Raw genomic sequence first — 13,735 nt, 5'->3', positions numbered from 1 at the left:
GGGATTCTTCGCATGCGGCTTGCCGCATGATGCCCCGACTGCCGCTTTTCCGTTTGCATGAATCGGGTGTTTGATGCCGTTATATCGTGATGAAGGCGTGGTGTTGCACACATCCAAACTGGGAGAAGCCGATCGCATCATCACGCTGTTGACGCGAGACCATGGCAAGGTGCGTGCGGTCGCCAAAGGTGCACGGCGTACGAAATCCCGTTTCGGCGCGCGCCTTGAGCCGTTCATGCGCGTGGACGTGCTGATTGCGCAGGGCCGTTCGTTGGACGTGATTTCACAGGCTGAATCGCTTCGTGCCTACGCCGGTCATATCGTCGACGATTACGATTCGTACGTCGCCGCGAATGTTATCGTGGAAACCGTTGACAAGCTGATTTCGACGGAGCATGAGCGCAATACGACGCAGTATCAGCTGCTGATTGGCGCGTTGCATGCGCTGGCTTCGCACGCGCATGAACCACGTATGATTAGCGCTTCATATGTGTTGCGCGCGTTGGGATTGGCCGGTTGGTCGCCGCGTTTAAGCCGCTGCGTTGTGTGTGATGGCATCAAGCCAGTGTCATATTTTTCGATTGCTGCTGGCGGTGTGATGTGTGCCGTTGACCATACGCCTGATGCGCGTCCGGTTTCCATGGACGTTGTGTTCCAGCTGGATGCGTTGATGCAGGGGGATTGGCAGGAGCTTGACGGTCGTCCTTTGCTTGCCGCTGCGGAACATATTGTTGAGGATTGGGGCGAATATTACTTGGAACGGCCGCTGCGGGCGATGCGTTTGATGGATATGTGACTTGTGCTTGACCTGTGATTGAGACCGTGGCTTGTGTGCGGCCTGCATGTCGGCTGCTGCCGTGTGACTGTGGCGTGGATACTGCGTGGATTGCCTGGTGCGCGGTATCAGGCCCTTGATAAATTGGACGCATGGCTTTTGAGAACGTGGATTACAAGTCGTTGAATATTCCGGCAGCACCGTTTTCCGATTCGTCCATCATTCCGGATTTTCCGAAGAACAAGGTGCCGAAGCATGTCGGCGTCATCATGGACGGCAACGGCCGTTGGGCGCAGCAGCGTGGACTGATTCGCACTGAAGGGCATCAGGCCGCCGAACCGGTGGTGTTCGATACGATTGCCGGCGCTATTGAGGCGGGCGTGCGCTATTTGAGCTTGTACACGTTCTCCACTGAGAATTGGAAGCGCTCCCCGCAGGAGGTGCGTTTTCTGATGGGCTTCTCCCGTGACATCATTCGCCGTCGCGTGGCACAGATGGATGAATGGGGTGTGCGCGTGCGCTGGTCTGGTCGCCGTCCAAAACTGTGGAAGTCGGTTATCGACGAATTGGAATCGGCGATGGAACGCACGAAGAACAATAAGGTGATTGATGTGGTGTTCTGCATCAATTACGGTGGCCGTGCGGAAATCGCGGATGCCTGCGCCGAAATCGCAAAACTGGTACGTGACGGCAAAATCAGCGGCGATCGTGTGACGGAGAAGATGATTGCCGAACACTTGTATAACCCGGATATTCCGGATTGCGACCTGGTGATTCGTACTTCCGGCGAGCAGCGCACATCGAACTTCCTGCCATGGGAAGCCGCTTATGCCGAACTTGATTTCGTTCCGGAACTTTTCCCCGACTGCGGCCGTGAAGTCCTATGGCGTTCCATCGACCACTACATCCATCGCGATCGACGATTTGGGGGCGTGAAACGCTAAAAGAAAAGCCCGGTGGGCTTTTCGCGTTTCGCGCCGGAGCGGCTATGCCGCGACGGTAATGTTGAGCCGGCCGGAGGCCGTCGAAAATTGCAGGACGTGAAACGCTAAAAGAAAAGCCCGGTGGGCTTTTCGCGTTTCGCGCCGGAGCGGCTACGCTCGTCCGTCCATGCCGTATAATGGCAAACGCTTATAGCCAATGTGTGGCAAACCGTTGCGGCTCCTATGGCCAATCGGGGGCATTGGACGAGCGGACCGTAGGCCCTCCGCATCGTTTTCTGCCGACCCGCTCGAAGCTTCCCAGAGAACGATACCGTTGTTGACCTAGGGAATCATATGAATATGTGGCCTCACCGCAGCACTAATCGTCGTGCCAATCATATCGCCGACATCATCAAAAAAGCTGCCGTCATCATCTGCAGCATCACCGGCGGCCTCGCCTTGATTTTCGCATCATCCGCATGTGGCGCCGCCGACAGCACTGCGAATAATAATTTGCGCAAAACGACATTCATGCTGTCGTGGGCGCCCGACACGAATCACATCGGCGTGTATGTCGCCAAAAGCATGGGCTGGTTCGCCAAGGCGGGCCTTGATGTCGACATCGTTGCCGTCGCGCAGGCTGGTGCGGAACAGGCCGTCAATAATGGTGTCGCCGATTTCGCATTGTCGAATCTGACCAATGTCGGCGTCTACAGCGTCAAAGGCGCGCATTTGACGCAGGTGCTGCAGGTGCAGCAGAAGACGAGTGCGATCTGGTGTTCGCTGGCCAGCAATACAAGCGTCACCGGGCCGAAGGATTTTGATGGCAAAACCTTCGCCACATTTGGCTCCAGTGAATCCGACGCCGTCATTAAGCGCATGATCCAAACGGATGGCGGTACAGGCGACTTCGACAAGGTGACCGTAGGCACGTCCACATTCCAGACATTGTCAAGTGGTAAGGCTGATTTTGGCGGCTTCTATGCCACGTGGGAAGGCGTGCAGGCCGACATGTACGGCCCGGCATTGAACTGCTTCACCGAACCGGATTACGGCGTGCCCGGTAACGCTGACACCATTGGCATCATCACCAGCGACGACACCATCAAGAACGATCCCGGACTGGTGGAATCCTTCACGCAAGCGGCGCAGCGCGGTTATGAATACGCGTACGCACATCCTGACAAAGCGGCGAAAATCCTTGTGAAAGAGGCCGCCGACGCGAATCTGGATTTGGAATTCGTCAAGCGCAGCATGCAAGTGATCGTCGACGGCGAGTATTGGGGCAGCCGCAGCGCCATCGAGAACGGCTCGTTCATTCTCGGCACCGCCAATCCTGAAAGCGCGCAGGAATATTTCGATTTCCTCGCCCAAGAAGACGCTTATACTGACGCTTCCGGCGAAATCGTGCATAAGGCGCCTCAAGCGTCATCGTTGTCGACCGACGAATTCCTGTCGGCAAAGTCGGCGTTCTGATGCTTGGCTATTTGACTACTCGGCACTTGACGTTTGACGCTTGGAAAGTGGGGATTACGGCATGACTACTGCGAAGTCGAAGCGTGCTCTGATGCGTCGCCTGCCGACGGTGATTGCGGTGATCGCATTGCTGGCGATTTGGGAAGCATGGATTCGTATTGGTGATGTGCCGGTGACGATGCTTGCCGCGCCCAGTGATATCGCCGTCGCCACGGTGAAGGCATGGCCGACGCTGTGGCCTGCGACGGCGGTGACCGCTGTGGAAGGCTATATCGGTTTTCTGTTTGCGGTGTTGTGCGGCGTACTGATCGGCATTGTACTGCACTGTTCGCGTGTTGCGCATGCGGCGTTCTTTCCGATGCTGTCGGCTGCACAGACGATGCCGCTGATTTCCATTGCGCCGCTGTTTTTGATTTGGTTTGGCTTTGAGATTTCGGGAAAAGTCGCGATTGTGACGATCTTTGGCCTGTTTCCGATTGCTGTGCAGACGATTCGCGGGCTTGACGCTGTGCCGCAATTTTATGTGGATGTGGCGTTGACATGTGGTGCGACGCAGCGGTGGACGCTGTGGCATGTGAAGCTGCGTGTGGCGGCGCGTCAGATCTTCGGCGGCATAAAAGTGTCGGCGGCGTACATTTTCGCCACGGCATCGACGGCTGAATATTTGGGGGCTCGCGCCGGCCTTGGCATTTGGCTTCAGGCGGCCTATAACTCGTTTCAGACGCCGCTGATTTTTTCCGCGACGCTGATGATCATCGTGCTGACGGGGGTCCTTATGCTGGCTGTCAACCTTGTGGAGCGCCTCCTCTTGGGCCCCACCGATGCTGACGCCACTGTCGACCCTGATGCCGACCAGTTCTAATCTCCAAACCGTTAAAACCACATGGTTCTTACGGATTGAGGCTGCCACCGCCGTGCATTTCGTTAAAACCACATGGTTTTAACGAAATCAGCCTATCTGGCGCCTGTTTTTCGTAATTTCCCTGGGGAAATTACGATTTGAAATGCGAATGGGGGTGTTTTGTTAAAACCACATGGTTTTAACAAAACACCCCCATTCGGTTCAGAGTCAGAGGTTCAAAAAGTAGGGTTGGGCGGAATTACTCCAGACCGATGGACTTCAACGTGTGCATCTTCAGGTCGGTGACATTCAGGGTGCCGGATTCGGCGACCAGTTTGATGGCACGCGGGCCTTCGGCAGCGTAGGAGTAGGAGCTCATCGCCTGGCGTCCGTCGTTCACGTATACTTCCACGCAACCGCGGTCGACGAAGACTCGCAGCTTCAGTGTGCCGGCGGCAAGCTCGCCCTCGTCGAGCGGGGCGGCGCGGTAGCCGCGGTCGCCATACTTGGCGGCTTGGCGGTCCACGACGACGTGGCCGATCTGATCGTCGAATGCTACGTATGTGTAGGAGCCGTCTTCGGTGGCGTGCAGCTTCAGGCCAGCACGTTCCGCGGTGGAGGCATTCAGGTCGATGGTCATTTCGATTTCGACGGCTTCGGCGTCATCGGCCAGCGTCATTTCGCCGTTGACCCCCAGCTCGACGGCACCGAAATCGCGGGTATCGGCACGGAGGCCTTCCATTTCGGCAACCGGAGTGGTGTGCAGGTCTCCGTCGGCGCCAAGCGTGATTTCACGCGGCAGCGTCAGGTTGCCGCACCAGCCGTCCTCTTCCATCGGAATCGGCTGTGTGAACGGACTCATCCAGCCGTACATGATTTGGCGGCCGTCAGCAGCGGTGAAGGACTGCGGAGCGTAGAAGTTGTGGCCGCAATCCCACAGGCGGAATTCGGTTTCCGGCTTGAAAGAGGTGCCCGGTTCCCAGGTACCGATCATGTAGCCGGCGTTGTTGACGTTGCGGTTCATGAAGGCGTTGGCCTTGGCGCCCATGGCGGAGAAGCCGATAACCCACTTTTCATTGCCTTCGGCATCCTTGATCGGGAAGAAGTCGGGGCATTCCAGCATCCAGACGCTCTTATCCGGGTGCTCGAACAGCACGCGGTCGAAAGTCCAGGTGACCATGTCGTCGGACGTGTACAGCCACATCTGGCCGCGGCGTTCCTTCGAACACACGCCGAAGGTCATGTACCAGGTGTCGCCAATCTTCCAAACCTTCGGGTCGCGGAAGTGGGAGTCGACCTGATCGCGAGGGCAGTCGACGATCATGCCATGCTTGGTAGCGGAGGTCAGCTCATCGTTGTCCGGCGTGGCGTACATCTGGACCTGCCATTCGCCGTTGGAGCCGTCAACGCCGTTGACCCAGCGGTGGCCGGTGTAGTAGAAGCGCAGCTTGCCGTCGTCGCCGATAACGGCGGAGCCGGAGAAGACGCCGTCCTTCTCCTGTTCCAGGCTGGGCGCGAACATCACGGGTTCACGCCGCCACGTCAGCATATCGGTGGAGGAGACGTGGCCCCAATGCATTGGGCCCCACTGCGTGCCGTACGGGTGCAGCTGGTAGAACACGTGCCAGCGGCCGTTGTAGAAGCTCAGTCCGTTCGGGTCGTTGATCCAGCCGCCGTTGGAGGTGATATGGAACTTCGGATACCATCGGTTGTTGCGTGTCGCGGCCAGAGCCGCGACACCGGCTTCCGCCTTGGCGAGCTCTGCGACGTGATCCTTAATGGGGGTGAGCACCGGTTCGGTGACGTTGCTGATGGAGTCACTCATCGTTAAATGCCTTTCTATTCACGATTACTGATTGCGATTGCTGCGCTTTGTGACAATTGGTCGGTGATTGTGGAGAACGGCCAGTATGCGGTTTGGATTTCATCATGCATACTGGCCGTTCGCCATGATCGGGATGGCGTTCCGTCAGGCCTTGGCGGCTTCCATTTGACGGAGCTGCTTATCGGTATAGAACGGGTCGCCACCGACGTCCTGGCTGTCCTTCTTGATTACGAAGAAGCCGTAGATCAGGGCAGCCAGCACGATGCCGGAAATAGTGAAGAAGGTCGGACGATCGCCCATCGCGTCATGCATGGCACCCAGCGGCGTGGAGAAGATCACCTGGCCGACCTGGGATGCGATCTGGAAGCCGACCATGTACAACGTCGCGGACAGCTTGGTGTCGAAGTGCAGCGTGAAGTAACGGAATGCCGGCAGGCAGAACAGCGGAACTTCGATGGAGTGGAACAGCTTGACGATGGAGACGGAGACCGGATCGTGGAAGGCGCCACATAGTCCGATGCGGGCGAACATGACGAAGGCGCCGAGCAACAAGGCGTTGCGCACGCCGATCTTGCGCATGATGATCGGGACGACACCCATCATCGCGGACTCGAGGAAGACTTGGAAACCGTTGAGCGTGCCGTAGGTGGCATCGCCGATCTCCGTGGTCGGGAACAGGCTGGAATAGTAGGTCGGGAACATCTGCTGGTCGAACACGGTGTAGAAGGTGTTGGTCAGCAGCATGAAAACGATGAGTACCCACAGCGTCGGCATCTTGAGTACGGAGAGCATCTCCTTGAAGGACGGGTTGGTTGGCGCAGCATTCGGGTCGGCTTCCTTCTTGAGCTCTTCCTTTTGCTCGGCCGGAATCCAGAACGCGTAGACGGCCAGCATGCCGAGACCGAAAGCAGAGCCGACCCAGAAGTTGATCAGCGGGTTGACATTGAACAGGAAGCCTGCGCACAGTGCGACGATGGCGTAGCCGAATGAGCCCCAAGCGCGGGACTGGCCGTATTCGAAGCCGAACTTACGGGAGTAGCGTTCGGTGACGGCTTCGAACAGGGAGCATCCTGCCATGAAGCCTGCGGACAGCACGATGGATCCGATCAAGATGCCGATGAAACGGGTGGAGCCGCCGGCGGAGAGCATCGGGGAATAGACGAACTGGACGAACGGGCCGACCAGTGCGGCGATTGCGGAGATGACGATGACGAGCTTGCGTTTGATGCCGAGCTGATCCTGAATCACGCCGTACACGAACATGATGACCAGCGTGGCCAGCGAGTTGATGGAATAGATTTGACCCTGTTCCGCGGAGGTCATGCCGAGGCCCTTATCGGGGTCGAGCAGCCACCTCGAGAAGAAGGACCACCAGATGCCCCACGAGCAGAAGAACATAAAGATGCCGAATGAGCTTTGCAGGTAGGAAGGATTCCTCCATGCGGCCTTTGTATTTGCCATGTGTTTCCTTTTCTTCGTTCCAACGTGGACCGCTGTGTGCCATGTCGGATACCCATTGTTGTGCTGCTCCCTTGCCGCTGCTGCGTCGTTGCCGGGATGCGCTGAGAAGCCAGTATAAAACGTCAAACGTTTGACGTCAAACGATTGACAATGTGTGGCGAACGTGTTGCGTCAAACGATTGAAATACTGCTGATTCGCGGTTTGTTGGGATATAGGAATGCGGCGTGTCGCGTTTTAGCGTTTACGGTTGAAAACCGATGCTTTTTCAATCAGCGTGCAATGCACCTGTGCCGGCGAAGCGGCATTAAGAGGCGGCATGGGAGCGGTGGTCTGCACTGCGTCAAAGTCCTTGATCGGACGATGCTCGATCAAGGAAATGATTTTGCTGGCCGCCCAATAGCCCATTTCATAATGGGGGAGTTCCACCGTGGTCAATTGCGGCTCCAGGGTCTCTGCAAGCACGCGGTGATTGTCGACGCCGACCACGGAAATATCCTTGCCGATTTCCAATCCGCGTCGTGCCGCGCATTCATACACATACCAAGCGCGAGCATCGTTGAAGCAGAAGAATCCGTCAGGCTGCCGTGCATCGAACAAATCGCTGATGGCCTGCAGAGCGGGGCCGTTATTGTACACATTGGTCACCAATGTCTCATCGAAGCTGCGTCCGTGATCGCGCAACGCCGAACGGTATCCTTCCAAACGGCCATCCTGCGCGACCATCACTTCCGAGCATCCGATGTAGGCGATGCGTTCGCATCCGGCCTCGATCAATCGCGTCGTCGCATCATATGCGATCCGGAATTCATCCGGTTCGATGCTGGGGAAGCGATTGCGTGAATCAACGGCATCCACCAATACCAGCGGGTAATCCGTAATCGAATCAGGCACTTCGACGATACGATTCGACATCGCCGAATACAGGAAACCGTCCACACCATACCGCTTCAATGCGGCGATTTCGTCTTCGGCCTTGTCCTCATCGTCGACGCTGACCGTGATTATCACATAGCCCTGCGCTCTGGCCGCATCCTGCGCGCCCAAAATAATGCCGCCTGCATATGGCGTAGTCGCGACTTCCTTACTGACAAAACCAATGATTTTCGTCTTATTTGTACGCAGGCTGCGTGCTAACTGATTCGGCGCATACCCCAATTCATCCGCAATGTTGCGCACACGCTGTGCAATTGCCGCCTTAACACGTCCCCCATCGCGATTATTCAACACCAGCGAAACCGTGGAAACCGAAACTCCCGCCTTTTCGGCGACTTCCTTCATCGTTGTCATAGCGTAAAACGATATACCCAACTTGTTCCAAGTGATAGCGCGCGTCGCTGAAAACTCCGAAGACCTTGTGACGATCAGCAGAATATTCCGCCAATCGTCACAAGACCTTCGTTGTTGAAACCGTTTTCTTCTGTTGCAGTCGCTTTACTGCGCGTCATCCAACAACTGGTTGACCAACTGCTGCTTCTCGTTGATTTGACAGGTGAAGCCGGGGCGGATGTCAAGCTTCAAAGTCACGCCGGTGCGGTAGCCCTGAGCGGCGAGCTTCATCGCCGCATCGCGCACAACCTTCAACACGTCGTCAAGATTTCCTTCGATATTGGTGAACATCGCATTCGTCTCATTCGGCAGGCCGGAATCACGAATGACGCCGACCGCTTGGGCAACGTATTCGCTTAGCTCAGAGCCTACGCCGCTGGGCGCGATGGCGACGGCCGCAACCGTATTGATATACGGTTTGCCGGTTTTTGCATCAACCGGCACTTCTTGCTTCACTGCATTGCGATCAACCATGGTTTCCATCTTTCTCGTTTTCTGTACGGCTTTGTGTCGTTGTGTACTTTTTTCTGTGATCGTTCGCGCTGTCGCGCTTCTCAGCGCCACTTCCACGCATGATCCATCGGGCCGGAGCCGGCTCCCAGATCAAGCTGCGCCTTCAACGCTCCGGTCAGATACTCCTTCGCGCTGCGAATCGCCTGCGGCAAGGTCTCACCCAACGCCAGGTGCGAGGCGATGGCGCTTGACAGCGTGCAGCCGGTGCCATGCGTGTTCGGATTGTCGATGCGTGGGCTGGAGAACCAGGTCGCGGTGCCGTCGGCTTCCACCAGTACGTCATTGGCGTCCTTGATGCCGTGACCGCCCTTGACCAGTACGGCGCAGCCGAAATGTTCGGCCAGAATGCGGCCAGTCTGCTCCATGTCCGCTTCGCTGTGGATATTCATGTGCTGGCCCTGCGTCTGCTCCAGCAGCGCTTCGGTCTCCGGCATATTCGGCGTAATCACCGTGGCCAGCGGGAACAGCTTCGTCGTCAGCGCTTCAATGGCGTCGTCGTCGATCAGCTTGGCGCCGGAGGTGGCGACCATCACCGGGTCGAGCACGATATTGCGGGCCTGATGCGCGGTCAGACGGTCGGCGATGGCCGAAATCAGTTCGGCGGAAGACACCATGCCGATTTTCACGGCTTCCGGGCGAATGTCTTCGAACACCATGTCGATTTGATCGGCCAGAATCTGCGGATCGGTGTTTTGGATGGAACGCACGCCCGTCGTGTTCTGCGCGGTCAATGCGGCGATCGCGCTCATGCCGAACACGCCATTGGCCATCATCGTCTTCAAGTCGGCCTGTATGCCGGCGCCGCCAGAGGAATCGCTGCCGGCAACCGTCAGCACGCCCGGCAGCGTCGAACGGACCTGGCCGGCAGCAACATCACTGGCAGTGTCATCACCAACAAATCCGTGGCGTACGTCACCGCGCAGCGCAATCCAACGTTCAACCAAATCCTTCGTAGCGGCCTTCGGGTCGGCAGCGGCGGCAATCGCCGACACCACGAACCAGCCATCGGCGCCGGTCTCGGCAAGGCCTTCCACGTCGTCGGCATGCACGCCGCCGCCGACCACCACCGGGTAGGCGCTGGCCCTGCAAATCGCGTCGGCGCCGTCATACTCCAATCCGACCTTTTTGCCATCAACCTGACCGGCGGCGGCCTCCGGCTTGGTGGCTGTCAAATGCAGCGGACCCGCGCCTAAATAATCGATTGTTCCTGCCAGCAGCGTATTGGCGGCTTCGGCCTGTTCCACCGTTTTCACCGACAGGCCGATGATGGCGTCGTCGCCAAGCAGCATACGCGCCTGAATCGGATCCATGTCGGTCTGCCCGACATGCACGCCGTCCACTTTGATGCCCATATTGCGGCACTGCCATGCCACATCCACGCGGTCGTCGATAACGAGCGGCACGGTGGCGGCCTTGCCGCATTCGGCGATGACGTCAGCCATACGACGCGCCATTTCGGTGATTTCGGACGCGTCGGAATACTTCGCACGCAATTGGATGAACGTTGCGCCGCCTTCCAGCGCTTCGCGCGTCACCTCTTCGACGGGGCGGCCTTTCGTGTCGTCGGGACCGAGCACAAAATAAAAACGCAGGTCGAAGCTGCGGCGCATCGACGGGTAGGGGAATGCGGTCATGGTATTCGGCTTTCTATTTGTAGGGGCGGATATTGCTGAATAAAAATATTCGTGATTGTCTCTTGCGATTCGTGCCATGCGATGCCACCTTGTGATTTCGCCTTCCGTCGGCGTCGCCACAAGGCGGCATGCGATATGTGTTCGATTGTGCGGTATGCGCCCATTATGCGCGGATGATGTCGGATTGCGCGATTTGCTCGGCGGTCACATTCCACAAAGCATCCAAGAAGTTGACCTGGAACGATCCCGGACCCTTCGAAGCGTCCTCTGCGATTTCGGAGGCCCTGTTGTACAGCAGGGACGCGCTCAATGCGGCGGTTAGCGGTTCGGCCACGGCCAGATACGTTGCCGTGACACCGCCCAACGAGCAGCCGGCGCCCGTGATCTTCGTCATCAGTGCGCTGCCGCCTGGCAAACGGTACACATCGTCGCCGTCTGTCACCAGATCGACGGCGCCCGACACTGCAACAGCGACCTTGCCGGTTGCCGAATGCGCCGCCATATGGCGGGCCAGCCGGCGTGCGGCCTCCACGGCGGAATCGACTTCGTCGACGGATTCCACGCCGGCCGGACGTGTTGCGTCGTCAGCGGCGTCGCTCAAGCCCCACATGGCATCCAAGGCGATGATTTCGGAGGCGTTGCCGCGCACGATGGTCGGCGGTACATCACGGAAGGATTCAAGAATGGCGGTGCGGGTTTTTCCGATGCCGGCAGCCACCGGGTCAAGCACCCATGGCTTGCCCATATCATGCAGACGGCGTGTGATTGTGGCGAGGGCCTCTTCATAGAACGGCAGCAGCGTGCCGACATTGATATATGTCGCACCGGCGATCGATGCGGCGTCGATGACGTCGTCGGGAAGGAAGCTCATTGCCGCAGTGCCGCCGGCCGCCAGTTGCGCATTGGCGACAAGATTGATGGTGACGAAATTCGTGAAGGACTGTGCTAGCGGAGTCGTGTTACGCACGTCATTGACGGCTTGCGCAATACTTGCGCGTAATGTGTCATCGGCTGCTATATTGACGCCGTTTACTGCGGAATGCTGAGATTCGCTTACCATTTTTCTCCCTACCATGGTGTTAGCCAACAGGTTCAAAGGGTCAGGCCTGAAGGCCTATCTCAACTTTCGAACTTCCCGAAAGTTCCCCTGATTTATGCGCTTGCCACGCTACGCCCTCTTGTGGACGCATTGCCGTTTTTGCGTAAAAGATCAGTGGACGACGCATGGCTGAACCGGTCTGCGTATGACGGTACGCTTGATGCTTTGTAAAGACCCCAAACCGTTCAAACCAGAAGGTGCATTGTGGCTGTTTCCAAACTTGATGAAGTCGTATCCCTCGCAAAGCGTCGTGGATTCGTTTTTCCCGCCGGTGAAATCTACGGCGGCACCCGCTCCGCATGGGACTACGGTCCGCTGGGCGTCGCGCTGAAAGACAATATCAAGCGCGAATGGTGGCGTTCCATGGTCACCACCCGTGGCGACGTTGTGGGCGTGGACACGTCCATCATCCTGCCGCCGGCCGTGTGGGTGGCTTCCGGCCACGTTTCTGTGTTCAACGATCCGCTGATCGAATGCTTGAACTGTCACAAGCGCCATCGCGCCGACAAGCTTGAGGAATCCTATGCGGAAAAGCACAACGATCAGATGCCGCCGAACGGCCTGAAAGATATCGCATGCCCGGACTGTGGCACTCGCGGCAACTGGACCGAACCGCGTGACTTCAACATGATGCTGCGCACGAGCCTGGGCCCGGTCGAAGACGAGAACTCGATGCACTACCTGCGCCCGGAAACCGCGCAGGGCATTTTCGTGGACTTCAAGAATGTGATGACCTCGTCCCGTTCCAAGCCGCCGTTCGGCATCGCCAACATGGGCAAGAGCTTCCGTAACGAAATCACGCCGGGCAACTTCATCTTCCGTACCCGTGAATTCGAACAGATGGAAATGGAATTCTTCGTCGTGCCGGGCACGGATGAAGAATGGCATCAGTACTGGATCGACGCCCGTACCCAGTGGTACATCGACTTGGGCGTCAATCCGGAAAACCTGCGCCATTACGAGCATCCGAAGGAGAAGCTGTCCCACTATTCGAAGCGCACCGTGGATATCGAATACAAGTTCGGTTTCCAGGGCTCCGATTGGGGAGAGCTCGAAGGCATCGCCAACCGTACCGACTACGATTTGAGCGCTCACTCAAAGCATTCCGGTGAAGACCTGAGCTACTTCAACCAGGCTACCGGCGAAAAGTTCGTGCCGTACGTCATCGAACCGGCTGCTGGCCTGACCCGCTCCTTGATGGCCTTCCTCGTCGACGCCTATGACGTGGATGAGGCTCCGAACACCAAGGGTGGCGTCGACAAGCGTACGGTGCTGCGCCTCGATCCGCGTCTGGCCCCGGTCAAGGCCGCTGTGCTGCCGCTGAGCAAGAAGCCGGAACTGCAGTCCGTCGCCCAGGATTTGGCCTATGACCTGCGCCAGCACGACTGGATGATCGATTACGACGAGGCCGGCGCCATCGGCCGCCGCTACCGTCGCGAAGACGAAATCGGCACCCCGCTGTGCGTCACCGTCGACTTCGATACGCTTGACGACCAGGCCGTGACCATCCGTGAACGCGACACCATGGTTCAGGAACGCGTCTCCTTGAGCAAGGTCGCCGACTATGTGGCCGAACGCATCGGCGAAAAGCATGTGCGTTACCCGCAGAAGCCTGTCGAAATGGGCGGCGAGGCGTGGCCGGATTCGGTGAAGATCGCTTCCGCCGGCGGTGTCTACTAAATAGCGCTGCACATTGTGAATATAGGATAAGCGGAGTGGGGGCAATCCCGCTCCGCTTTCCTGTGTCTGTGCGATCATATGACTGCAATACGGCACATGACAGCAATTGTTGCGTCATCCTTCGCGATATCCGAATAATCTTTTCTGCAATGGTGTTGCGACATTATGCAATCATCATTCC

11 protein-coding genes and 1 pseudogene are annotated in these 13,735 nt (G+C 57.6%); 5 read left to right on the top strand and 7 right to left on the bottom strand.

What is annotated here, in order from left to right; all coding sequences use genetic code 11:
* Positions 1-73: 73 nt before the first annotated feature.
* From recO to AC1AWD_RS05630, 4 genes are all read left to right on the top strand, one after another.
* Positions 74-796, top strand: coding sequence for a DNA repair protein RecO (gene recO / locus AC1AWD_RS05645; RefSeq protein WP_476564400.1), 723 nt, complete (start codon positions 74-76; stop codon positions 794-796).
* Positions 797-927: 131 nt separating this feature from the next.
* Entirely contained in the window at positions 928-1,719 is a 792-nt protein-coding gene (locus AC1AWD_RS05640) for an isoprenyl transferase (protein ID WP_476564398.1), read from the top strand.
* A 339-nt stretch (positions 1,720-2,058) separates the two neighbouring features.
* Positions 2,059-3,174, top strand: a complete 1,116-nt coding sequence (locus tag AC1AWD_RS05635; protein ID WP_476564638.1) for an ABC transporter substrate-binding protein — start codon at positions 2,059-2,061, stop codon at positions 3,172-3,174.
* 61 nt (positions 3,175-3,235) lie between these two features.
* Positions 3,236-4,036 (top strand): ABC transporter permease, encoded by an 801-nt coding sequence (locus AC1AWD_RS05630; protein ID WP_476564396.1) that lies wholly within the window; start codon positions 3,236-3,238, stop codon positions 4,034-4,036.
* A gap of 238 nt (positions 4,037-4,274) precedes the next feature.
* Here AC1AWD_RS05630 and AC1AWD_RS05625 read toward each other — a convergent pair whose 3' ends face one another.
* The 7 genes and pseudogenes from AC1AWD_RS05625 to thiM all read right to left on the bottom strand — a co-directional run bounded on the left by AC1AWD_RS05625 (position 4,275) and on the right by thiM (position 11,835).
* A complete protein-coding gene (locus AC1AWD_RS05625; protein ID WP_476564394.1) occupies positions 4,275-5,840 on the bottom strand; it encodes a glycoside hydrolase family 32 protein in 1,566 nt (521 codons plus the stop codon).
* A gap of 144 nt (positions 5,841-5,984) precedes the next feature.
* On the bottom strand, positions 5,985-7,301 hold the full coding sequence (locus AC1AWD_RS05620) for an oligosaccharide MFS transporter (protein ID WP_476564392.1): 1,317 nt from the start codon (positions 7,299-7,301) through the stop codon (positions 5,985-5,987).
* 235 nt (positions 7,302-7,536) lie between these two features.
* Positions 7,537-8,589 (bottom strand): LacI family DNA-binding transcriptional regulator, encoded by a 1,053-nt coding sequence (locus AC1AWD_RS05615; protein WP_476564390.1) that lies wholly within the window; start codon positions 8,587-8,589, stop codon positions 7,537-7,539.
* A gap of 144 nt (positions 8,590-8,733) precedes the next feature.
* Entirely contained in the window at positions 8,734-9,111 is a 378-nt protein-coding gene (locus AC1AWD_RS05610) for a thiamine-binding protein (protein WP_476564388.1), read from the bottom strand.
* A 71-nt stretch (positions 9,112-9,182) separates the two neighbouring features.
* Positions 9,183-9,986, bottom strand: coding sequence for a bifunctional hydroxymethylpyrimidine kinase/phosphomethylpyrimidine kinase (thiD, locus tag AC1AWD_RS05605; RefSeq protein ID WP_476564636.1), 804 nt, complete (start codon positions 9,984-9,986; stop codon positions 9,183-9,185).
* 147 nt (positions 9,987-10,133) lie between these two features.
* Positions 10,134-10,751, bottom strand: a pseudogene (locus AC1AWD_RS05600) (thiamine phosphate synthase); the annotation flags it as partial.
* Between the two features lie 187 nt (positions 10,752-10,938).
* Positions 10,939-11,835, bottom strand: a complete 897-nt coding sequence (gene thiM, locus AC1AWD_RS05595) for a hydroxyethylthiazole kinase (protein WP_476564386.1) — start codon at positions 11,833-11,835, stop codon at positions 10,939-10,941.
* A gap of 243 nt (positions 11,836-12,078) precedes the next feature.
* On the opposite strand from thiM, the gene AC1AWD_RS05590 reads away from it, so the two are divergent.
* Positions 12,079-13,554, top strand: coding sequence for a glycine--tRNA ligase (locus tag AC1AWD_RS05590; protein ID WP_476564384.1), 1,476 nt, complete (start codon positions 12,079-12,081; stop codon positions 13,552-13,554).
* Positions 13,555-13,735: the final 181 nt, after the last annotated feature.

It is taken from the genome of Bifidobacterium sp. LH_512 (genome assembly GCF_056356435.1).
The sequence above is the reverse complement of the archived record's forward strand: the minus strand, read 5'-3'. Positions and strand labels throughout refer to the sequence as shown.

What these genes read in the sequence shown, in the direction of transcription:
- AC1AWD_RS05625 (WP_476564394.1), bottom strand. Translation starts at nt 5,840, where the DNA reads ATGAGTGACTCCATCAGCAACGTCACCGAACCGGTGCTCACCCCCATT.
- AC1AWD_RS05610 (WP_476564388.1), bottom strand. Translation starts at nt 9,111, where the DNA reads ATGGAAACCATGGTTGATCGCAATGCAGTGAAGCAAGAAGTGCCGGTT.
- AC1AWD_RS05635 (WP_476564638.1), top strand. Translation starts at nt 2,059, where the DNA reads ATGTGGCCTCACCGCAGCACTAATCGTCGTGCCAATCATATCGCCGAC.
- recO (WP_476564400.1), top strand. Translation starts at nt 74, where the DNA reads ATGCCGTTATATCGTGATGAAGGCGTGGTGTTGCACACATCCAAACTG.
- AC1AWD_RS05640 (WP_476564398.1), top strand. Translation starts at nt 928, where the DNA reads ATGGCTTTTGAGAACGTGGATTACAAGTCGTTGAATATTCCGGCAGCA.
- AC1AWD_RS05630 (WP_476564396.1), top strand. Translation starts at nt 3,236, where the DNA reads ATGACTACTGCGAAGTCGAAGCGTGCTCTGATGCGTCGCCTGCCGACG.
- thiM (WP_476564386.1), bottom strand. Translation starts at nt 11,835, where the DNA reads ATGGTAAGCGAATCTCAGCATTCCGCAGTAAACGGCGTCAATATAGCA.
- AC1AWD_RS05620 (WP_476564392.1), bottom strand. Translation starts at nt 7,301, where the DNA reads ATGGCAAATACAAAGGCCGCATGGAGGAATCCTTCCTACCTGCAAAGC.
- AC1AWD_RS05615 (WP_476564390.1), bottom strand. Translation starts at nt 8,589, where the DNA reads ATGACAACGATGAAGGAAGTCGCCGAAAAGGCGGGAGTTTCGGTTTCC.